General features: G+C 71.1%; 18 protein-coding genes. 13 read left to right on the top strand and 5 right to left on the bottom strand.

From position 1 onward, the window contains the following. Positions 1–34: 34 nt before the first annotated feature. On the top strand, positions 35–1,432 hold the full coding sequence (locus ACGFWI_RS16585) for a gluconate:H+ symporter (protein ID WP_393906657.1): 1,398 nt from the start codon (positions 35–37) through the stop codon (positions 1,430–1,432). Between the two features lie 49 nt (positions 1,433–1,481). On the opposite strand, the gene ACGFWI_RS16590 is transcribed toward ACGFWI_RS16585, so the two are convergent. Further along, on the bottom strand, positions 1,482–2,468 hold the full coding sequence (locus ACGFWI_RS16590; RefSeq protein WP_393906658.1) for a DMT family transporter: 987 nt from the start codon (positions 2,466–2,468) through the stop codon (positions 1,482–1,484). Positions 2,469–2,537: 69 nt separating this feature from the next. On the opposite strand from ACGFWI_RS16590, the gene ACGFWI_RS16595 reads away from it, so the two are divergent. Beyond that, complete coding sequence (locus tag ACGFWI_RS16595; RefSeq protein ID WP_393906659.1) at positions 2,538–3,134, top strand: TetR/AcrR family transcriptional regulator; 597 nt, start codon at positions 2,538–2,540, stop codon at positions 3,132–3,134. A 49-nt stretch (positions 3,135–3,183) separates the two neighbouring features. Here ACGFWI_RS16595 and ACGFWI_RS16600 read toward each other — a convergent pair whose 3' ends face one another. Then, positions 3,184–4,755 carry an FAD-dependent monooxygenase gene (locus ACGFWI_RS16600; protein WP_393906660.1) on the bottom strand — a complete coding sequence of 524 codons (1,572 nt, stop codon included), beginning with the start codon at positions 4,753–4,755 and terminating at the stop codon, positions 3,184–3,186. Positions 4,756–4,793: 38 nt separating this feature from the next. Between ACGFWI_RS16600 and ACGFWI_RS16605 the strand changes: the two genes are divergently transcribed. Beyond that, positions 4,794–5,471, top strand: a complete 678-nt coding sequence (locus tag ACGFWI_RS16605) for a TetR/AcrR family transcriptional regulator C-terminal domain-containing protein (RefSeq protein WP_393906661.1) — start codon at positions 4,794–4,796, stop codon at positions 5,469–5,471. Here the strand turns inward: ACGFWI_RS16605 and ACGFWI_RS16610 are convergent, their stop codons facing one another. The 3 genes from ACGFWI_RS16610 to ACGFWI_RS16620 are packed head-to-tail and all read right to left on the bottom strand — an operon-like array spanning position 5,472 to position 8,955. Beyond that, positions 5,472–6,626 (bottom strand): acyltransferase family protein, encoded by a 1,155-nt coding sequence (locus ACGFWI_RS16610; RefSeq protein ID WP_393906662.1) that lies wholly within the window; start codon positions 6,624–6,626, stop codon positions 5,472–5,474. After that, positions 6,623–7,978, bottom strand: a complete 1,356-nt coding sequence (locus tag ACGFWI_RS16615) for an alpha-2,8-polysialyltransferase family protein (protein ID WP_393906663.1) — start codon at positions 7,976–7,978, stop codon at positions 6,623–6,625. Before ACGFWI_RS16615 ends, ACGFWI_RS16610 begins: the two co-directional genes overlap by 4 nt. Then, positions 7,978–8,955, bottom strand: a complete 978-nt coding sequence (locus ACGFWI_RS16620) for a glycosyltransferase family 2 protein (protein ID WP_393906664.1) — start codon at positions 8,953–8,955, stop codon at positions 7,978–7,980. The genes ACGFWI_RS16615 and ACGFWI_RS16620 overlap by 1 nt, the downstream gene beginning before the upstream one ends. Before the next feature lie 187 nt (positions 8,956–9,142). On the opposite strand from ACGFWI_RS16620, the gene ACGFWI_RS16625 reads away from it, so the two are divergent. The 10 genes from ACGFWI_RS16625 to ACGFWI_RS16670 all read left to right on the top strand — a co-directional run bounded on the left by ACGFWI_RS16625 (position 9,143) and on the right by ACGFWI_RS16670 (position 21,289). Further along, positions 9,143–10,477, top strand: coding sequence for a DUF6716 putative glycosyltransferase (locus tag ACGFWI_RS16625; RefSeq protein WP_393906665.1), 1,335 nt, complete (start codon positions 9,143–9,145; stop codon positions 10,475–10,477). A gap of 56 nt (positions 10,478–10,533) precedes the next feature. Continuing rightward, positions 10,534–11,826, top strand: a complete 1,293-nt coding sequence (locus ACGFWI_RS16630) for a cytidylyltransferase domain-containing protein (RefSeq protein WP_393906666.1) — start codon at positions 10,534–10,536, stop codon at positions 11,824–11,826. Positions 11,827–11,896: 70 nt separating this feature from the next. Further along, a complete protein-coding gene (locus ACGFWI_RS16635; RefSeq protein ID WP_393906667.1) occupies positions 11,897–12,826 on the top strand; it encodes an N-acetylneuraminate synthase family protein in 930 nt (309 codons plus the stop codon). A gap of 28 nt (positions 12,827–12,854) precedes the next feature. Further along, positions 12,855–14,069 carry a hypothetical protein gene (locus tag ACGFWI_RS16640; RefSeq protein ID WP_393906668.1) on the top strand — a complete coding sequence of 405 codons (1,215 nt, stop codon included), beginning with the start codon at positions 12,855–12,857 and terminating at the stop codon, positions 14,067–14,069. Between the two features lie 139 nt (positions 14,070–14,208). Further along, positions 14,209–15,477: an amidohydrolase gene (locus ACGFWI_RS16645; RefSeq protein ID WP_393906669.1), complete on the top strand. Its 1,269-nt coding sequence runs from the start codon at positions 14,209–14,211 to the stop codon at positions 15,475–15,477. Between the two features lie 141 nt (positions 15,478–15,618). Next, complete coding sequence (locus ACGFWI_RS16650; RefSeq protein WP_030981298.1) at positions 15,619–16,656, top strand: BMP family protein; 1,038 nt, start codon at positions 15,619–15,621, stop codon at positions 16,654–16,656. Positions 16,657–16,816: 160 nt separating this feature from the next. Beyond that, a complete protein-coding gene (locus tag ACGFWI_RS16655; protein ID WP_393906670.1) occupies positions 16,817–18,496 on the top strand; it encodes an ABC transporter ATP-binding protein in 1,680 nt (559 codons plus the stop codon). Continuing rightward, positions 18,493–19,608 (top strand): ABC transporter permease, encoded by a 1,116-nt coding sequence (locus tag ACGFWI_RS16660; protein ID WP_355782582.1) that lies wholly within the window; start codon positions 18,493–18,495, stop codon positions 19,606–19,608. Before ACGFWI_RS16655 ends, ACGFWI_RS16660 begins: the two co-directional genes overlap by 4 nt. Then, positions 19,605–20,897 carry an ABC transporter permease gene (locus ACGFWI_RS16665; RefSeq protein ID WP_030981301.1) on the top strand — a complete coding sequence of 431 codons (1,293 nt, stop codon included), beginning with the start codon at positions 19,605–19,607 and terminating at the stop codon, positions 20,895–20,897. Before ACGFWI_RS16660 ends, ACGFWI_RS16665 begins: the two co-directional genes overlap by 4 nt. Then, positions 20,894–21,289, top strand: a complete 396-nt coding sequence (locus ACGFWI_RS16670) for a cytidine deaminase (RefSeq protein ID WP_393906671.1) — start codon at positions 20,894–20,896, stop codon at positions 21,287–21,289. Before ACGFWI_RS16665 ends, ACGFWI_RS16670 begins: the two co-directional genes overlap by 4 nt. Positions 21,290–21,295 lie beyond the last annotated feature (6 nt).

Below are 21,295 nucleotides of genomic sequence, written 5' to 3' on the forward strand. Positions count from 1 at the left end.
CCCCTTCCCCCTCCGTCCAACCAAGGGAATCGCCGTGACACATCTCAGCGTCGAGATGCTCGCAGCGGACGCGGCCGAGCCGATAACTTCGGCCGGTCACGCACAGCTGGGCATCGCCGTCCTGGCCGGCATAGCCGTCATCGTCCTGCTCATCACCAAGTTCAAGCTGCACGCCTTTCTGTCGCTGATCATCGGTTCGCTGGTGCTCGGCGCGGTGGCCGGCGCACCGCTCGACAAGGCCATCACCAGCTTCTCGACGGGGCTGGGCACGACGGTCGCGGGCACGGGTGTGCTGATCGCGCTCGGTGCCGTCCTCGGCCGGCTGCTCGCCGACTCCGGCGGCGCGGACCAGATCGTCGACACGATCCTGGCGAGGGCGAGCCGGCCAGCGATGCCCTGGGCGATGGTGCTGATCGCCGGGATCGTGGGGCTGCCGATCTTCTTCGAGGTCGGCATCGTGCTGCTGATCCCCGTGGTGCTGCTGGTCGCCAAGCGCGGCAACTTCTCGCTGATGCGGATCGGCATCCCCGCGCTGGCCGGACTGTCCGTCATGCACGGGCTGATACCCCCGCACCCCGGTCCGCTGGTGGCGATCGACGCGGTCGGCGCGAACCTCGGCGTCACGCTGGCGCTCGGTGTGGTCGTCGCCATCCCGACCGCGATCATCGCCGGTCCGGTCTTCTCCCGTTACGCGGCCCGCTGGGTCGACATCCGCCCGCCCGAGAAGATGGTGCCCGAGCGCGCCTCCGACGACCTGGCGAAGCGGCCCGGGTTCGGGATCACCGTGGCCACCGTGTTGCTGCCGGTGGTGATGATGCTGGCCAAGGCGCTGGTGGACATCGTCATCGACGATCCGGAGGACACCGTCCAGCGGGTCTTCGACGTCGTCGGCTCCCCGCTGATCGCGCTGCTCACCGCCGTCCTCGTCGCGATGTTCACGCTGGGCCGGGCGGCCGGCTTCACCCGCGGCCGGATCGCCACCACCGTCGAGAAGTCGCTCGCCCCGATCGCCGGTGTGGTGCTGATCGTCGGCGCGGGCGGCGGCTTCAAGCAGACGCTGGTGGACGCCGGCGTCGGCCAGATGATCCTGGACATCTCCAAGGGCTGGAACATCTCCGCGCTGCTGCTGGCCTGGCTGATCGCGGTCACCATCCGGCTCGCGACCGGCTCCGCGACGGTGGCCACCATCTCCGCCGCCGGGCTGGTCGCCCCGCTCGCCGCGGACATGAGCACCACCCATGCCGCACTGCTGGTGCTGGCCATCGGATGTGGGTCGCTGTTCTTCAGCCATGTCAACGACGCCGGATTCTGGCTGGTCAAGGAGTACTTCGGGATGAACGTCGGCCAGACGCTGAAGACCTGGTCGGTGATGGAGACGCTGATCTCGGTCGTCGGGATCGGGTGCGTCCTGCTGCTCTCCCTGGTCCTTTAGGGCCGGTCCGTGGGCCCGGTCCGTCGGGCCGTTGATCTTTCCGGACGGGTTACCGTCCCGGGCGCCCCACCCCCCTCAGGCGCCTGTCCCCGGCGCGAGGCCGTACGAGCGGATTCCCGCTCGTACGGCCTCGTGCGCATGAGGGCGGGTCCCCGGTGTCCGCGGCCGGGGGCTTCGCACCGCGGCGGACGAGGACGACCGCCGCGAGGCCGACGGCCAGTCCGGCGGCGGTCTGCGGGCCGAACGGTTCGCCGAACATGGCGGCTCCCCACAGCGCCGTGACCGGTGCCATCAGGAACATCAGGGTGTTCACCGCGGTGATGCCGGAGCGCCTGAGGATCAGCCAGTACAGCCCGTACCCGCCGAAGGTGGACAGCGCCACCAGCCAGCAGACCGCGGCCCAGAACGAGGGCGAGGCGGGCGGCCGTACGGAGCCGGTGCCCGCGGCGAGCGCGGTGAAGAGGACGGCGCTGGTGGTGCAGTGGACGGTCATCGACACCGACGGTGCGACCCGGGTGCGCGAGCGGCCTTCCAGGAACGTGGCCGCGACCAGCGAGGCCATCCCGAGGAACGGGACGAGGTACGCCCACCGGCTCACACCCGCGCCGGCCGCGGCGTCGGCCGTGGTGACCAGGGCGACGCCACCCACGCCCAGGCACAGGCCGAGCCACTGCCGGCGGGAGACGTACTGGCGCAGCAACGGCCCGGCGAGCGCCCCGGCCACCAGGGGCTGGGTGCCGTCGATCAGGGCCGTGGTGCCGCTGGAGACCCCGAGCTGGATCGCGTAGTAGACGGTGAACAGATAGCCGCTCTGGGACAGTGCGCCGACGGCGGCCTGCCGGGCCACGTCCCGTGCCGTCAGGCCCCGCCATGCGGCACGGGCGGCGGTGGCCGCAACGAGGGCGAGGACGGCGGCGAGCGGCAGGAACCGCCACATCAGGAGCGTGACCGCGGGCGCGCTGCCGGCGCCGAGCTTGGCGCCGATGAAGCCGGAGCTCCAGCACAGCACAAAGGCGGCCGAGAGCAGGAGCTGCATGCCACTCTCCTTCGGTAGACCGATCTGTATACCTCTCCTTTCACTATACAGATCGGTATACTTTTGACCATGGGTACTTCGGAGAAGCCTCGACGGATCACCATGACGCCTGCCGCGCGACGCGCCCTGGCGGCCGCCGAGCGGCTGTTCTACGAGCGCGGCATCCATGCCGTCGGCGTCGATCTGATCGCGGCCGAGGCCGGGGTGACGAAGAAGACCCTCTACGACCGGTTCGGCTCCAAGGAGCAGATCGTCGTGGAGTACCTCGCGGACCGCGATGAACGCTGGCGGGCCTTTCTCGCGCCGTACCTCGACGCCGCGCGGCCGTCGCCGGCGGCGGGGGTCCTGGCGGTCTTCGACGCCTCGCGCGCCTGGTCGGCACGGCACAGCGCCAAGGGGTGCAGCATGGTCAACGCCCACGCCGAGATCAGCGATCCCGCCCACCCCGCGTACGCGATCATCGCCGCGCAAAAGCAGTGGATGCTGGCGCTGTTCACCGATCTCGTCAGGGCCGCCGCCCCCGATGCCGGCCGGCTGGGCCGGGCGCTGATGCTCCTTCACGAAGGGGCCCTGGTCGCCTATGGCCTGGGTATCTTCCCCGACCCGATCGGTCAGGCCCGCGACGAGGCGCAGACGCTGCTCACCGCCGCGGGGGTGGGGCCGTGACCGGTGGGGATGTGACCGCCGGCCGGTCCGCTGTGCCGGCCGGCGGTGTTCACCGGGCCGCCGCTGCCGTGCCCGCGCCGAGGTAGGTCCCGAGGGCCGCGGTGATCTGCGCCGTCGCGTCCTTCGCCGGTGCGGCGAGGGCGAGATAGCCGTCGGGGCGGATGAGGAGGACGGCGGGGCCGGGGCCGTAGGCGTCGCGGATATGGCCGTCGGTGTCGATCAGATCGGGGGCCGGGCCGCCGACGCGGACGAGGCGCAGCAGGGCCGGATCGGCGGGCAGCGCACTGTCGTCGATGCCGGTGCCGCCCAGGTCGAGCAGGGCGAAGTGCGGGCCCCGGAAGGCGTCGAAGAGCCGGGTGGGCTTGCCGTCGGCCGTACTGCACGGGGCGTCGGGGGCCCGGTCGCCCGCGACGGGTGTGCCCTCGGCGAGGTCCCCGCGCAGCTCCTGCGTCAGCGGGCTCTCGGGGTAGCCGATGTCGAGCTGGTGCAGATCGCGGCCGCGGCGCAGGTCACCGGAGCGGTGGAGCCGGGTGCTGGTGTCCAGGATGCGCGCGGCGATCGGGCGGCGCTCGGCCTCATAGGTGTCGAGCAGGGTGTCGGGGGCGCCGTGCCGCAGCACCTGGCCGAGCTTCCAGCCGAGGTTGTAGGCGTCCTGGACGCTGGTGTTCAGGCCCTGGCCGCCCGCCGGGGAGTGGATGTGCGCGGCATCGCCGGCCAGGAAGACCCGGCCGGTGCGGTAGGCGTCCACCATGCCCGCCTTGGGGCGGAAGAGGGAGGACCACAGGACCTCGCGGATCTGCTCGGCGCCGAGGTGGGTGTGGAGCGCGAGCAGGGCACGGACCGCCTCGGGAGAGGTGTCCGGGGAATCGCTGGGGGCCGCGACGAGGGCCTGGAAGTGGTCGGTGCCGGCCAGCGGAAGGAGGGCGGCGAACCCGCCCTGCGGCAGGAACCAGCGGTGCCAGTGGTCCCGGTCGAGTCCGTCCACCCGGACGTCGGCGAGCACCACGGCGACCGGCTCCAGCGACGGGCCGCTCATCTTGGTACCCAGCGCCCTGCGTACGGTGCTGCGCCCGCCGTCGGCGGCGACCAGATAGGCGCCGTGCACGGTGCGCTCCGCCCCGTCGGCGTGGCGCAGACGGGCCGTCACACCGGCGGAGTCCTGGTCGAATGCGGTGAGTTCGGTGCGGAAGAGCACCTCGCCGCCGAGCTCCAGCAGCCGCTCGTACAGCAGCTCCTGATTGCGGAACTGCGGCACCATCAGGGTGTTTGCATGCGGGATGGCGGGCGTCGGGTCGACCCGCTCGATCATCTCGCTGACCTCGGCGATCCGGCCGTTCTCCCAGCGGGCCATCTTCGGGTAGAGGCCGCCGGCCGCCCGCACGGCGTCCAGCACCCCGAGGTCGTCGTAGACCTCCTGGGTGCGCGGCTGCAGGCCGGTGCCGCGGGCGCCGGGGGAGAGGCGGTCCTGCCGCTCGACGATCAGGGTGCGCACACCACGGCGGGCGAGGTCGATGCCCAGAGCGAGGCCGGTCGGGCCCGCGCCGGCGATGAGTACGTCGACGGCCGCGCCGTCGTCGGGCAGGGGGGCGTCGAAAACGTCCTTAACGTTGTTAAGTTCCATGGTTCCGAGAATGGCCTTAACGGTGTTAAGTTGTCAACGTGGCATCGAAACTTGACCGGAACCTCGTGGTGGAAACCGCCCTGCGGCTACTGAACGAGGTGGGCCTCGACGGGCTCACCCTGCGGCGTATCGCCAAGGAGCTGAACGTCCAGGCCCCCGCGCTGTACTGGCACTTCAAGAACAAGCAGGAGCTGCTGGACGAGATGGCCACCGAGATGTTCCGGCGGATGTCCGGATCGCTGGTGACCGGGGGAGCCGGCCAGGGTCCGCTCGACGGCACCTGGCAGGAAACGCTCCTCGCCGCCTGCCGGGGAATGCGCCGCGAGCTGCTCGGCTACCGCGACGGCGGCAAGGTCTTCAGCGGCACGCGGATGACCGACGAGAGCTACGCCGGGCCGCTCAACGGCATGATGAGCCAGTTCACCGAGGCGGGCTTCACCCTGCGCGGCGCAGCGCGGGCCTGGTGGACGGCGTACAACTACACCGTGGGCCTGGTGATCGAGGAGCAGTCGGTCCACCCGGTGCCCGGACAGCCGGATACCCGCGACCCGGCCTACGACCTGGCCGACCGCGAGCGGCGCCTCGGCGCGGACTTTCCCCTCGCGGCGCTGGCCGGCCAGGAGCTGTTCGGCGACATCGAGCAGGGCTTCGAGGCCGGGCTGCGCATCATCGTGGCCGGGATCGCGGCCACCGTGGGCCCGGACGCGGCGGACTGATCAGCGCCGCGGGTCGATCGACCGCCTCAACGCGGGCGTCAGCGGACGCTCGACGAAGCGGTGCAGCACCCACGCGAGCAGCAGCATCAGCCCGACGGTCAGCGCCAGCGTCGCATACGAGGGCAGTCCGACGCCGTGGTGCAGCGCCCGCACCACGACCCAGCCCAGATGCTCGTGCACGAGGTAGAACGGGTAGGTCAGCGCGCCGGCCACGGTCAGCCAACGCCAGTTCGCCCACTGCAGCTTGCCCAGCGCGACCGCCGCGACCAGGGCGAAGCCGAGGGTGACGACGGCGATGATGGCGGCCGTCGAGCGGTAGGAGAACGCGGTGGCCGACGGCGCGTGCCACAGCCCGGCGACCGCGTAATGCTGGCCGATCAGCCAGCTGACCAGCACTATCGCCCAGGCGATCGGATCGCGGGCGCCATAGCGGTGCAGCAGATACAGGCCCACCCCGCCGATGAAGAACGGGGCGTACTCGGGCATCAGGACCGTGTCGAGGAAGGGCTGGTGCGCGGCCTGCGCGAGCGCGGCGGCCAGCGTCCAGCCCGCACAGAAGAGCACCACCCGGCCGCGGGTGGCGCCGGGCAGGACGACACAGAGCGCGAAGAGGGCGTAGAAGCGCATCTCCGCCCAGAGGGTCCAGCACACCCCGAGCACCCGGTGCACGCCCAACGGCTGCTGCAGCATGGTCAGATTGGTCAGCACCTCGCTGGGCGGCAGCGCCTTGTAGGCGACCCAGGGGAGCGCGAAGACCAGGGTGATCAGAAGGACCGCGGCCCAGTACGCCGGATAGAGGCGGGAGATCCGGGAGGCGATGAACGCGCGCAGCGTCCGGCCCCAGCCGCTCAGGCAGATCACAAAGCCGCTGATCACGAAGAAGATCTGCACGCCCAGACAGCCGTAGGCGAACAGGGGCGCGGCGGTGGGGAATTGATGGGCCGGCGAACCGCCCCAGGCCTGCGATATCTCGCCGTTGCGCCCGCCGTAGTGGTACGCGGCGACCATCAGCGCGGCGAGCAGCCGCAGCCCGTCCAGGGCGCGCAGCCGCGACGAACCGCCGCGGCTGCGCCCCCGTATTGCAGGCTTCGGGGCAGTGGCGACGAGATCCGGCGCGACGGGCGGTGCGTCGGTCGTCAGTTGGGGCGTGCTCATCCGAACGCGGCCCGCTTCTTCAGCCGCCGCTGCACCGCACGCGCACGCCGCGCGACCCGGCGGACGGTGGCATTGCGCGGAAGGAACGACAGCTGGGACGGAAGCGCGCCGGGCAGCGCCAGCGCGGTCAGCCGGCGGCGCTTGAAGTAGCGCCAGGTGACCTGGTCGAGGTGGGCCGCGAGATAGCGCTCGGCGGCCGGCCGCAGCTGCGGATAGATCTGGTGCTGCATCGCATAGCCGACCGCGGTGATCAGGCCCTCGATGCTCTCGGCGGTGGCGAAGGCGCGCGGACGCTCGCTGCGGTCCCCCAGGTCGGGCACCAGCGCGTCGACGATGGTGACCGGGATCCGGTTGCTGTTCTGGTACGGCGTGAGCCGCTCCAGCAGCAGACCGGTGCCGGCCCGCGCGGTCGGCAGACCGTAGAACGTGGCCGCCGTCAGCAGCGCGGTGGAGAAGCAGCCGACGACCAGCGCGGGCCGCATCCGCTGGTAGAGCACCTCGGCCAGCACCGGGCTGTCCAGCACGGTCAGCGTGATGTCCAGCTTCTCGGCCTCCCGCTCCAGCAGCCGCGACCAGCGGGCCGGCGCGGACGGGTGCGGTTTGAAGACGATCTCGCGGTGGCCGCGCTCGGCGGCGCCGCGCACCATCCGCACATGCAGCTCCTCTTCCTCCTCGGGGGTGAGGATGCCCAGCGCGGAGAGGTACTGGCCGAGCAGCAGCGCGGCGCCCTCCGGGACCGCCACCTCGCCACTGACGTCGGAGAGTTCGGCCAGCACCTTGGTGAAGGCATCGGTCGGCACGGTCTGCGGCCGGACGTCGAACTCGGTGAGCAGCAGCGGCATCAGGCCCGGCACCAGATCCAGATGCAGCAGCCGGTTGATACGGGTGCCGACCAGCGGGTCGAGCTTATTGCGGGTGGGCCCGTAGCTCATCAGCCCGTCGGCGTAGACGTCGATCGGCGCGTCCGGGAACAGCTGGGCGATCGCCAGCGCCGGGTTGACCTGGATGGACTCCACGACCAGCTCGATGTGGTCGTCGCCCAGGCCCCACAGCAGCCGCAGATGCCGCTCCCACAGCGGGACGTCGTCCGGGCGCGGCGACCAGCCGCCGGGGTGGAACGGGCTGATCGTCTCGTTCCACGACAGCACCCCGTCGAAGCGGCCGCGCAGCCGCTCGAAGCCGGGCATGGTGTCCAGCGACGCGGTGGTCTCCGGGGTCGTCGCGTTGTTGCTGAGCAGCAGCAGCCGGCGGTCGGCCGGTGCGAAGCAGTCGGCGTCCAGTGCGGCGGCGAGCGTCGCCGCACCGTAGAGCGTGGACGCCACGAAGATCTGGGTACGCGGTCGGGTGGACATCAGGCGGCGACCTCCGCCGGGACGGGGCGACGGCGCAGCCGCCGCAGCCGGGACGCGCGCTGCACATCCATCGAATCCAGGGCTTCCTTCAGTACGTCCTGCGGCATGCGTTTCATGGCCGCGGCGCTCATCGAGCGCAATTTACGGGCGACCTGCGGTTCGAAACGTTCGATCGAACCGAGATGGTGGGAAATGATCGCGCAATACGTGCGCACCGCCTTCGGCAGCAGAAGATCAGCATTGCGGTCCTGAGCCGTTTCCTCGATCACCTGATCGAAGGCGCGAATGAAGTCCAATTGCCGCACATCCCCGATCTGGGTCAGTGAGGACGCCACTCCGCGCCGGTAGAAAACCCCGAGCAGCCCGACCACCGCCATGGACTTCGCCTCGCGGTGCAGCCGCCAGATCCACGGGCGGTCCTCCGCGGTACGCAGCCCGTCCCGGAAATGCAGCACCCCCTCGTCCAGCAGCCGGCGGTGGTACATCCCGGCCCAGGCGAAGGCGTAGTCGACGGAGGTGGAGCGGTCGGCGGGCAGGATCACCTCGCGCGGGTCCATCACCACCCCGCGCCGGCCGTGCGGGACACGGTGGACGGTGCGCGTGCGGGCGGTGCACTGGACATGGTCGGTACGGACGAAGTCACATCCCAACTCCTCGATGTTGCGGAGGAGTTCCGGGTAGTAGCCGGGGGCGAGCCAGTCGTCGCCGTCCAGGAAGGTGACGTACTCGCCGCGGGCCTCGTCCAGGCCGGTGTTCCGGGCGGTGGCCAGGCCGCCGTTCTGTTCGTGCCGCAGGAGTCTGGCGCCCGGCAGCTCGCGCTCGGCGCGCGCGAGAATCTCCGGGGTCTCGTCGCGGGAACAGTCGTCGACGAGCAGGAATTCAAAGTCCTCGCGGGCGTTGGCCGCCAGGCTTTTCAGGGTGTCGGGCGCGTATGTCTGCACGTTGTAGAACGGCACGATGACGGAGAGCTTAACCACCTGGGTGACGTTAGGCGCGGAGGCGGCATTCGTCTTTACCGGGTGCGGACCTCAAGGTGAACGAAGAATGTCGGGATGGTTAACCAGGCCGACAATCGAGCCGGTTAGTCATTCGTCGACCCGCTGTTAACCCTTTGTTGCGTCCCAGTTGGCCCGCCAAACGGAATGGCTTCCTAGCGTCTTGGACGTGCCATCACGTACCAGCTCTTCGCCGCGGGTCGCCGTACTCGCCGACTCGGATACCCGATGGAAATGGGGCGCTTTGACAGCGTACCGAATCCAATCGGACATCCGCCTCGACGGCTACCTTCTCCGCGGCCGCGCCACTCCCACGGTCCGCCAGCTCGACGAGGTCGGCGCCCGCGCGGACTCGCTGCGCGAAATCAGGGGCGTCGACTTCGTGCGGTCCATCGACCGTACGCGCTACGACGTCGTCGTGCTGGCCTGTGTCGGTGGTGCGGTGCAGGCGATGCTGCACGGCCTCGCCCGCGCCTGGCAGCGTGCCGAACGCCGCCCCGTCGTCGTCACCGGCTATGTCGGCGTGGTCTACGAGAAGCTCGCTGACGGGCTGCTGCTGCGGCACGGCGCTGATGTCGTCCTCGCCAACTCCCGGCACGACGCGGACCGGTTCCGCGAGGTCTACCGCGGGGTCGGAGCCGACGGCGGCAGCGTCGTCGAGTGCGCCCTGCCGTTCCTCGGCGGCGCGCGCTACCGCGGCGAGAGCGCCACCGGCGCGCGTGACCCCTACACCGTGGTGTTCGCCGCCCAGCCCTCCGTCCCGGAGAGCCGCGCGGACCGGTCGTACCTGCTGCGCCGGGCCGTGGAGCACGCCCGCCGGCACCCGGACCGCGAGGTGCTGATCAAGCTCCGCAGCAAGCCGGGCGAGCACACCACCCATATCGAGGAACTGCCCTACCAGAAGCTCGCCGGCAAGGCCGCCGGCGGCCTGCCCGCCAACTGCCGCCTGGTGTACGGCAACATGGGCGAGGTCCTGGACCGCACGGACCTGATGGTGACGGTCAGTTCGACCGCCGCCCTGGAGTCGCTGCACCGCGGTATCCCCACCGCCGTCCTCACCGACCTCGGCATCCGCGAGGTCCTCGGCAATCACCACTTCCTCGGCTCCGGCTGCCTCGCCTCCTGGGACGAGCTGGACGCCGGGCACCGCCCGGAGCCCGACGCCCACTGGCTCGCCCGGCAGGGCGTCGCCGCCGACGGGGACTACGAGCGGGCCTTCGACGCCGCCCGCGCCCGGGTCACCGAGCTGCGCACCGCCGACCGGCTGCCGCCGATCACCCCGTACTACACACCCCGCACCGCCCCCGGCTACCTCCCCGGCCTCCTCGCCCGGCACGGCCTGGACCCGCACGGCGAGCCGGTCGCCGGCTACGCGGACGCCCCCGAGGAGACCGGCGGACTGCGCCGGGTCGCCCGCGAGACGGTCCGCGAGGCCGCCCGCGGCGCCTACCGCCACGGCGTCCAGCGCGTCGCCCCCGCCATCCGCCGCTGGGGGCAGCTGTGACCCTCCCGCCGCCCGCCAGCCCCCGGAGCCCGCACGGCCCCCGGAAGGAGCCCGAAATGCCGCCGACCCCACAGAGCAGCCCGCCGACCGTGGTTGCCGTGATCCCCGCCCGCGGCGGATCCAAGGGCGTGCCCGCCAAGAACCTCGCCGCCGTCGGGGGAGTGCCCCTGGTGGCCCGCGCGGTCCGCGAATGCCGCGCCGCCCGCCTGGTCACCGACGTCGTGGTGTCCACCGACGACGCCGGGATCGCGGCCGCGGCCCGCGGCGCCGGAGCGGTCGTCGTACGGCGCCCCGGCGACATCGCGGGCGACACCGCCACCAGCGAGGCCGCCGTGCTGCACGCCATGGACGCCTACGAGGGCGAGCACGGCACCCGGGTCGACGCGGTGCTGCTGGTCCAGTGCACCAGCCCGTTCATCGTCCGCGAGGACATCGACTCGGTGGCCGCCGCGGTCGTCGAGGGCGGCGCCGACAGCGCGCTGACCGTGGCACCGTTCCACGGCTTCGTCTGGCGCGATGCCGCCGATGACGCGGGGGTGAGCCCGGCTCCCGCCGAGCGGCCCGCGGGCGCCACGGTCCCCGCGCAGCCCGTCGTCACCGCCCCGGCCCCCGTCACCACCGCCGGCGGCTACGGCGTCAACCACGACAAGTCCTTCCGGCCGCGCCGCCAGGACCGCCCCCAGGACCTGCTGGAGACCGGCGCCGCCTACGCCATGGACGCGACCGGCTTCCGCGCCGCCGGCCACCGCTTCTTCGGCCGCACCGAGCTGGTCCGTACCGACCCCGCCCGGGTGCTGGAGATCGACGATCCGCACGACCTGGCCCGCGCCCGCGCGCTCGCGCCGCTGCTGGACGCCCCGCGGCCCGGCGCCCTCCCCACCCTCGACGACATCGACGCCGTCGTCCTCGACTTCGACGGCACCCAGACGGACGACCGGGTGCTGATCGACGCCGACGGACGGGAGATCGTCGCGGTGCACCGCGGCGACGGCCTCGGCATCGCCGCCCTGCGCAAGGCGGAGCTGAAGCTGCTGATCCTGTCCACGGAGACCAACCCGGTCGTCGCCGCACGGGCCCGCAAGCTGCGGGTGCCCGTCCTGCACGGCATCGACCGCAAGGACCTCGCCCTCAAGCAGTGGTGCGAGGAAGCGGGCATCGCGCCCGAGCGCGTGCTCTACGTCGGCAACGACGTCAACGACCTCCCGTGCTTCGACCTCGTCGGCTGGCCCGTCGCGGTCTCCGGGGCCCACGACGTGGTGCGCGGCGCGGCCCGCGCGGTCACCGCGACGCCCGGAGGCAGCGGCGCGATCCGAGAGATCGCCGCCTGGCTCCTGGGCCCGTCCCTGTAACCCACCCAGACCCCCCGCACAACCCTGATCAACCCGCACACCCCCTGATCGACACGAAGGAATCCTCCCCATGAGCAGCAACTCCCGCCTCCGCACCCTCGGTTCCCGCGAGGCCGGCCCCGGCCGCCCCGTCTACGTCACCGGCGAGATCGGCATCAACCACAACGGTGACCTGGAGAACGCGTTCGCGCTGATCGACGCCGCCGCCGACGCCGGCTGTGACGCGGTGAAGTTCCAGAAGCGGACCCCGGAGATCTGCACCCCGCGCGACCAGTGGGACATCGAGCGTGACACCCCCTGGGGCCGGATGACCTACATCGACTACCGCCACCGTGTGGAGTTCGACGAGGACGGCTACCGCGCCATCGACGAGTACTGCAAGAAGCGCGGCATCGCCTGGTTCGCCTCCCCGTGGGACGTCGAGTCCGTCGCCTTCCTGGAGAAGTTCGACGTGCCCTGCTACAAGGTCGCCTCCGCCTCGCTCACCGACGACGACCTGCTGCGTGCCATGCGCGCCACCGGCCGCACCGTCATCCTCTCGACGGGCATGTCCACCCCCAAGCAGATCCGGCACGCCGTCGAGGTCCTGGGCAGCGAGAACATCCTGCTCTGCCACGCCACCAGCACCTACCCGGCCAAGGCCGAGGAGCTCAACCTGCGGATGATCAACACCCTGCAGGACGAGTACCCCAACGTCCCGATCGGCTACAGCGGCCACGAGACCGGTCTGCAGACCACCCTCGCCGCGGTCGCCCTCGGCGCCACCTTCGTCGAGCGCCACATCACCCTCGACCGCGCGATGTGGGGCTCCGACCAGGCCGCCTCCGTCGAGCCCGGCGGCCTGACCCGCCTGGTCCGTGACATCCGCACCATCGAGGAGTCCCTCGGTGACGGCGTCAAGAAGGTCTACGAGAGCGAGCTCGGCCCGATGAAGAAGCTGCGCCGCGTCGCCGGCGTGGTGGCCGAGACCGAGGCCGGCGCCGAGCCGGCGGCGGTCTGACGGCCGGGCCGACGAACCGACGGGAACGATGGTGAGCTCACCTGAAGGGACCCGCGCCGGGTCCGTCACGCCCGGCGCCGGGGTCCCGCCCCAGGAGACGACGGGTACTCCCGCCCGTCGTCTCCTGGGGGTGCCGCGGCAGCGCAACCGGACCGCACGCGCCGGTGCCGGCCCGAACGCCGCCACTCCCCGGGGCACCACCCTCGCGTTCGTCGAGAGCCCGGTGCAGCTGCTGAACGTCCTGGAATGGGCGCACACGGCACAGGCCACCGAGCTCACCGTCGTCGTGCTCTCCCCGCAGGACCCGATGACCCGCGGCCAGCTGCGCCGGATGGCCGAACTCGCCCGCGACGAAGGCCATGCGGTGCGCTGGGAAGAGGCCCGCGGCGGCCCGGCCGCACCCATGCGCACCGTCGGCGGGCTCACCCCGCTGCTGCGCCGCGCCCGTCGCATCGTCATCGGCGACCCGTTCTCCCGCTACGTCCAGCTGCTGCTCACCCTCACCAAGGCGCGCGATCTGGTCGTGGTCGACGACGGCACCGCCACCATGGAGTTCATCTCCCAACTCGCCCGAGGTGAACGGCTGGTGCGCTGGCACCGCAACGGCAGCGGGCGCGGCCCGCGGGACCTGGTCTTCGCGCCGTTCTCGGCCACCGCCCGGCGCCGGCTCACCCCGGCACCCGAGGGCGGCCGGCGCACCGTCGGCCTGTTCAGCTCGATGCCCGTCGAGGCACCGCCGGGCGTCGAGGTCATCACCAACGAGTTCGCCTGGACCCGCGGCCGCTTCGGCCCGCCCCGGCTCACCCGCGCCGCGGACATCGTCGGCACCTCGCTGGTGGAGACCGGAGTCGTGGACGACGAACGCTATCTGGCGGCGGTCCGCACGCTGGCCCGTGCGCACGGCGCCACCCGCTACTTCGCCCACCGCAAGGAGAGCACCGACAAGCTGCGCCGGCTCGTCGCGGAGACCGGCCTGGAGATCGTCCGCCCCGATCTGCCACTCGAACTGATCGCCCGGCGCGGCCCCATCGGACGGCTGATCCTCAGCTTCCCCTCCACCGTCGTGCACACCCTGCCGCTCGCTCTGCTGGGCACCGAGGTCAAGGTCGCGGTCTGTGACATCGACCCGGAGTGGCTGACGGCCCACGCCTCACCGCGCGCCCAGGGTTTCCTCGACGGGGTCACCGGCACCGCCCGCGACGTGCAGCGACTGCCGTTCACCCAGCGGATGGCCACCGGGTGAACGAGCGCGGGAAGCCTTACTGCATACCCGTCGCATAAACCGTCCATGCGCCGAGCGGCCTAGATTTTCTTCCCCTAACGGGCTGAACTTTTGTTGATCGAAGGACAGTTGCCCCATCGAGGCCCGTAACCTTCCACGGGTGAACCACTCGATCTCCCGCGATGCCGGCGCCGCCCGTACTCCCGCCGGGGACCAGCTCCCCGGCTCCCTCCCCGAGGCGCTGCGCGCCGAACTCGGCCTCTTCCGACGCGACTTGCACAGGCACCCCGAGCTCGGCAACCAGGAGTTCCGGACCACCGCGGCGCTCAAGGAACGGCTGGAGCGAGCCGGTCTGCGGCCCCGGGTACTGGCCATCGGCACCGGCCTGATCTGTGACATCGGCACCCCGGACGCCACGGCCGACGGACGGGCGCTCGCCACGGCCCCCGACCGCCCCCTGCTGGCCCTGCGCGCGGACATCGACGCCCTGCCCATCCCGGACACCAAGACCGTCGACTACGCCTCGACGGTCCCCGGCCGCGCGCACGCCTGCGGCCACGACGTGCACACCTCCGTCGTCCTCGGTGCCGGTCTGGTCCTGGCCGAGCTGGCCCGCGCCGGCGCCCTGCCGCGCCCCGTGCGGCTGATCTTCCAGCCCGCTGAGGAGGTGCTGCCGGGCGGCGCCTCCGACGCGATCGAGTCCGGCGCCCTGGAGGGCGTCGGCCGGATCCTCGCCGTGCACTGCGACCCGCGTGTCGACGCCGGCCGGATCGGGCTCCGTGCGGGAGCGATCACCTCGGCCTGCGACCGTCTGGAGGTCGAGCTGGACGGCCCCGGCGGCCACACCGCCCGCCCGCACCTGACCACCGACATGGTCACCGCCGCGTCCCGGGTCGCCGTGGACGTACCGGCGCTGCTGTCCCGCCGGGTCGACGCCCGTGCCGGTCTCGCCGTCACCTGGGGCCGTCTGGCGTCGGGCCACGCCTGCAATGTGATCCCGCAGCACGCCGAACTCTCCGGCACGGTCCGCTGTCTCGATCTCGACGCCTGGCGCAAGGCCCCGGACCTGGTGCATGCCGCGATCGACGAGGTGGCCGCGCTGCACGGCGCGAAGTCGCAGATCACCTACGTCCGCGGGGTGCCGCCGGTGGTCAACGAGCCGGTCACCGTCCAGCTGCTGCACTCCGCAATGGCCGCCCGCCGTGGTGAGGGCGCCATCGAGGACACCGAGCAGTCCCTCGGCGGCGAGGACTTCTCCTGGTACCTCGAACATGTCCCGGGCGCGATGGCCCGCCTCGGCGTCCACCCGCCCGCCGAGGCCACGCGCCGGGATCTGCACCGTGGCGACTTCGATGTGGACGAGCAGGCGATCAAGGTAGGCGTCGAACTCTTCACCGCTGCGGCGCTGCTTGCTGCCGCCCCGTCGTAACCCCAGGTAGTGGTGGCCGTCAGCGTCCGTTCGCGACGATCCGATAACGGCTTCAGACGTCCCCTATTTCTGGCATCTACGCGCGTTACGATGCCGCGGAATCAGCGCCGACGGAGGCGCTACGAGTCGAAGGGGCCCCACGTGCGCCGGGTATCCAAGATCGTTGCCGCGGGCATCGCCACCGCGGCCCTCACTGTCTCGCTGAGCGCCTGCGGTGAGTCGTCCACCGAGTCCGGTGGCAAGAACAAGGGCGTCGGACTCGCCTTTGACGTCGGCGGCCGGGACGACCACTCGTTCAATGAGGCGGCGGCCCGTGGCGTGGACAAGGCCGAGAAGGACCTCGGCGTGAAGTCCAAGATGATGACCGCCAAGAACGGTGAGACCGAGGCGGACCGCGAGCAGCGGCTGTCCTCGCTGGCCGAGGCGGGCTTCAACCCCGTCATCGGCGTCGGCTTCAACTACGGCAAGTCAGTCAACAAGGTCGCCAAGGACTACCCGGACACCACCTTTGGTGTGGTCGACTCCCCCTCCCAGGCCAAGAACGTCTACGGCATGGTCTTCGCCGAGCACGAGGGCTCCTACCTCGCCGGTGTCGCCGCCGCGCTGAAGAGCAAGACCCACAAGGTCGGCTTCATCGGCGGCGTGAACAACGCGCTGATCCAGAAGTTCCAGGCCGGCTTCGAGCAGGGCGTCCGGGACACCGACAAGAAGGCCAAGATCACCTCCGAGTACCTCTACGCCAACGACGACAAGGGCTTCAACGACCCGGCCGCCGCGAAGGGCAAGGCCAAGGGCATGCTCGACGCCGGCATCGACGTCATCTACACCGCGGCCGGCCAGTCCGGCAACGGCTCGATCGAGACGGTCGCCGGCAAGAAGGGCACCTGGGCGATCGGCGTCGACTCCGACCAGTACCTGCAGCCGGGTCTGACCCAGTACAAGAGCTCGATCCTCACCTCGGTGATGAAGAACGTCGATGTGGCGGTCTACGACCTCGTCAAGAGCGTCAAGGACAAGAAGCCGCTGACCGGCAACAAGAGCTACACCCTCAAGGACAACGGCGTGCGGCTGTCCACCTCGGGCGGCTTCATCGACGACATCCAGGGCAAGATCGACGCGGCGAAGAAGAAGATCGCGTCGGGCCAGGTGAAGGTCAGCGACACCCCCACCAAGCAGTAGGGCTCGTCCGGGCCCGGGGGGGGGGGGCCCCCCCCCCCCCGGGGGGGGGGGGGGGCCCGGGGGGGCCCCCCCCCCCCCCCCCCCCCGGGCCCGTTCGCCGGGGCGACCCGGCAGCCCTGCCGGCTTTTTTCGGCGCCGACACTACGCGCGTAGCGCGGAGTTGGCGCGATATCGTCACCTCCCCGCTCCTCCTTCACTCCCTGTCCCCCGAGGAGAGTGCGCCATCAAAGCGTCCAGCAGCTCCCAGGCAGACAGCGCCCCCGCCGCAGCACCGGCGGTGGAACTCCGCGGGATCACCAAGCGGTTCCCGGGCGTTGTCGCCAATCACGACATCGACATCACCATCCGCCGCGGCACCGTGCATGCGCTCGTCGGCGAGAACGGCGCGGGCAAGTCCACGCTGATGAAGATCCTCTACGGCATGCAGAAGCCGGACGAGGGCACCATCCGCATCGACGGCGAACAGGTCAGCTTCCACAGCCCGGCCGACGCCATCGCCCGCGGCATCGGCATGGTGCACCAGCACTTCATGCTCGCCGACAACCTCACCGTCCTGGAGAACGTCGTTCTCGGCGGCGAGAAACTGCACGGCATCGGCGGCAAGGCCCGCGCCGAGATCCTCAAGATCTCCGACCGCTACGGCCTCGGTGTCCGCCCCGACGTCCTCGTCGAGGACCTCGGCGTCGCCGACCGCCAGCGCGTGGAGATCCTCAAGGTCCTCTACCGCGGCGCCCGCACCCTCATCCTCGACGAGCCGACGGCGGTCCTGGTCCCGCAGGAGGTCGACGCGCTCTTCGACAATCTGCGGGAGCTCAAGGCCGAGGGCCTGACCGTCATCTTCATCTCCCACAAGCTGGGCGAGGTGCTCTCGGTCGCCGACGACATCACCGTCATCCGGCGCGGCACCACCGTCGCCTCCGTCGTCCCCAGCGAGACCACGCCCAAGCAGCTCGCCGAGCTGATGGTCGGCAGCGAGCTGCCGTCGCCGCAGACCCGCGAGTCCACCGTCACCGACGTGGAGATGCTGAAGGTCCACGGGCTGGGCCTGGTCTCCACTGACGCTGAGGGGGTGGCGCGCTCCGTCCTGGACGAGGTGTCGCTGACCATCCACAAGGGCGAAGTGCTGGGCATCGCGGGCGTGGAGGGCAACGGCCAGGCCGAACTGGTCGAGGCCATCATGGGCATGCGCGACCCCGACGGCGGCACCATCGTGTTGAACGGTACGGACATCAGCCACACGCCCACCCGCACCCGGCGCGAGGACGGCATCGGCTACATCCCCGAGGACCGCCACCGCCACGCCCTGCTGCTGGAAGCCCCCCTGTGGGAGAACCGCATCCTGGGGCACGTCACCGAACGGCCCAACGCCAGGGGCCGGCTGCTGGATCTGAAGGCCGCCCGCGCCGACACCAAGCGGATCGTCGCCGAGTACGACGTCCGCACCCCCGGCATCGAGGTCACCGCGGCCTCGCTCTCCGGCGGCAACCAGCAGAAGCTGATCGTCGGCCGCGAGATGAGCCACCGCCCCAAGCTGCTGATCGCCGCGCACCCCACCCGGGGTGTGGACGTCGGTGCCCAGGCGCAGATCTGGGACCAGATCCGCGAGGCGCGCCGCGAAGGGCTGGCCGTGCTGCTGATCTCGGCCGACCTGGACGAGCTGATCGGGTTGTCCGACACCCTGCGGGTCATGTACCGCGGCCGCCTGGTCGCGGACGCGGACCCCGCCACCATCACCCCGGAGGAGTTGGGCTCGGCCATGACCGGCGCCGCTACCGGCCACCTGTCCGTGTCTGACGAGGGCTCCGCCGAGGGTCCCGCGGAGGAGGGTGAGTCCGAGTGAAGACCTTCGCCAGATTCGACAAGAAGAAGGTGATCCTCGGGATCGCCGCCCCCCTCCTCGCCATCGTGGCGGCCCTGGTCATCACCTCGGTGATCATCCTGTTCACCGGCAAGGACCCGCTCCACGCCTACGCCGTGATGGCCGACTTCGGTTCCAAGAGCGACAGCCAGGTCTGGATCATCAACAAGGCGGTCCCGTACTACCTGTCCGCCGTCGCCGTCGCCATCGGCTTCCGGATGAACCTCTTCAACATCGGTGTCGACGGCCAGTACCGCATCGCGGCCTTCTTCGCCGCGGTGGTCGGCGGTGCGCTGACGCTTCCCGGCTTCCTGCAGATCCCGCTGATCATCCTCGTCGCGATGCTGGTCGGCTCGGTCTGGGCGGGTATCGCGGGTCTGCTGAAGACCACCCGCGGCGTCAGCGAAGTGATCACCACGATCATGCTGAACGCCATCGCGGCCGCGGTCATCGGCTACTTCCTCCAGGAAGGCCGGCTCGCGAAGAAGGACGGCAACCTCTTCCACACGCCCAACCTGCCGGCCTCCAGCCACTTCTTCACCATCCCCACCAACCCCAAGCCCCTCGACGGTTTCCTCGTCATCGCCGCCGTCGTCGGCCTCGTGTACTGGTTCGTCCTCAACCGCACCCGCTTCGGCTTCGATCTGCGGACCGTCGGCCAGTCCGAGCCGGCGGCCGAGGCCAGCGGCGTCAGCGTCAAGCGCATGATCGTCACCTCCATGCTGCTGTCCGGCGCCGCGGCGGGCCTGATCGGCATGCCGACGCTGCTCGGTACCTCGTACAACTACGGCACCGACTTCCCCATCGGCATCGGCTTCACCGGCATCGCCATCGCGCTGCTCGGCCGCAACCACCCGGTCGGCATGGCGGCCGGCGCGCTGCTGTGGGGCTTCCTCGAACGCACCGGCACCCAGCTCGAATTCGAGGACTACGAGCAGGAGATCGTCGGCGTGATGCAGGGCGTCATCGTGCTCTGCGTCGTCATCGCCTACGAGCTCGTCCGCCGCTACGGCCTCAGACTCCAGCAGCGGCAGGTCGGCGAGAAGCTCGCCGCCCAGGCCCGCAAGACCGACAAGGCGGAGGTGACCTCGTGAGTTCGAACCTCACGGCCCCGGTCGCGGAGAGCACCGGCCACCAGCACAAGACCAAGCCCCCCAGGATGAAGCTCACCTACCCCAAGGTGCTGCTGATCATCGCCGGCAGCCTGATCCTGCTGTCCCTGCTGCGGATCATCACCGGGGCCAACAACCTGACCGAATCGGGCCAGTACACCGCGGCGCTCAACGCCGCCGTGCCGATCGGCCTGGCCGGTCTCGGCGGCCTGTGGGCCGAGCGCTCCGGCGTCATCAACATCGGCCTCGAAGGCATGATGATGCTCGGCGCCTTCTCCGCCGGCGCGGTCGGCTGGGAGCACGGGCCCTGGGCCGCGGCGCTGGCCGGCCTCCTCGGCGGCGCGCTCGGCGGACTGCTGCACGCCGTCGCCACCGTCACCTTCGGCGTCGACCACATCATCTCCGGCGTCGCCATCAACATCATGGCGCTCGGACTGACCCAGTTCCTCGCCAAGCTGTGGTTCGGCGCGGACGGCAGCGCGGCCGCGGAGGCCGGCGGCAACGACAAGCAGTCGCCACCCATGCCCGACATGCCGACGTTCACCGTCCCCGGCCTGTCCGACTGGCTCTACTCCGTCGAGCAGCACCACTGGTTCCTGGTCTCCGACGTGGCCGGCATCTGCGGCTCCCTGGTCACCAACGTCTCCTGGCTGACGCTGCTGACCGCCGCCCTCTTCGTGCTGACCTTCTTCGTCCTGTGGCGCTCCTCCTTCGGGCTGCGGCTGCGCTCCTGCGGCGAGGGCCCGATCGCGGCCGAATCGCTCGGCGTCAACGTCTACCGCTACAAGTACGCTGCGGTGCTCGCCTCCGGTGCACTGGCCGGGCTCGGCGGCGCTTTCCTCGCCATCTACGTGCACATCTACCAGGACGGCCAGACCGGCGGGCGCGGCTACATCGGCCTCGCCACCATGATCTTCGGCAACTGGCGGCCGGGCGGGGTCGCCATGGGCGCCGGCCTGTTCGGCTTCATGGACGCGCTCCAGCTGCGCGGCGGCGGCCCCACCGTCCACGCGCTGCTGCTCCTGCTCGCCGTCCTGCTGGTCGGCCTCGCGCTGTGGAAGCTGCGCACCGGCTACCGCACCCAGGCCGTGATCAGCCTGGTCTGCGCCGCGCTGCTCGCCCTCTGGTACGCCACCACCGACACGGTCGCGCTGGAGATCGTCAGCGTCGCCCCGTACATCACCACCCTGCTGGTGCTCGCGCTGGCCGCCCAGCGACTGCGGCCCCCGAAGGCCATCGGCAAGATCTACCGAAGGGGCCAGGGCAAGTGAGCACCGCTCCCGACTGGGAGGCACTACGGCGGCAGGCCCGGGACGCGATGTCCCGGGCCTACGCCCCGTACTCCCGCTACCCCGTCGGCGCCGCCGCCCTCGTGGACGACGGCCGCACCGTCACCGGCTGCAACGTCGAGAACGCCTCGTACGGCCTCGGTCTGTGTGCCGAATGCGGCCTGGTCTCCGCCCTGTTCGCGAGCGGCGGCGGCCGGCTGACCGCCTTCACCTGCGTGGACGGCGCGGGCGACCTGCTCGTCCCGTGCGGGCGCTGCCGCCAGCTGCTGTGGGAACACGGCGGGCCCGAGCTGCTGGTGGACACGGCGGCGGGCATCCGCCCGCTGTCGGAGCTTCTGCCGGATGCGTTCGGGGCGGGGCATCTGGCCGACTGACGCACG

The organism is Streptomyces sp. NPDC048434 (genome assembly GCF_043200375.1).
Classification (GTDB): domain Bacteria; phylum Actinomycetota; class Actinomycetes; order Streptomycetales; family Streptomycetaceae; genus Streptomyces.

Bases quoted from the DNA above. Each gene is read 5' to 3' on its own strand.
- ACGFWI_RS16635 (WP_393906667.1), top strand. From the start codon at position 11,897: ATGAGCAGCAACTCCCGCCTCCGCACCCTCGGTTCCCGCGAGGCCGGC.
- ACGFWI_RS16590 (WP_393906658.1), bottom strand. From the start codon at position 2,468: ATGCAGCTCCTGCTCTCGGCCGCCTTTGTGCTGTGCTGGAGCTCCGGC.
- ACGFWI_RS16610 (WP_393906662.1), bottom strand. From the start codon at position 6,626: ATGAGCACGCCCCAACTGACGACCGACGCACCGCCCGTCGCGCCGGAT.
- ACGFWI_RS16600 (WP_393906660.1), bottom strand. From the start codon at position 4,755: ATGGAACTTAACAACGTTAAGGACGTTTTCGACGCCCCCCTGCCCGAC.
- ACGFWI_RS16595 (WP_393906659.1), top strand. From the start codon at position 2,538: ATGGGTACTTCGGAGAAGCCTCGACGGATCACCATGACGCCTGCCGCG.
- ACGFWI_RS16640 (WP_393906668.1), top strand. From the start codon at position 12,855: ATGGTGAGCTCACCTGAAGGGACCCGCGCCGGGTCCGTCACGCCCGGC.
- ACGFWI_RS16615 (WP_393906663.1), bottom strand. From the start codon at position 7,978: ATGTCCACCCGACCGCGTACCCAGATCTTCGTGGCGTCCACGCTCTAC.
- ACGFWI_RS16630 (WP_393906666.1), top strand. From the start codon at position 10,534: ATGCCGCCGACCCCACAGAGCAGCCCGCCGACCGTGGTTGCCGTGATC.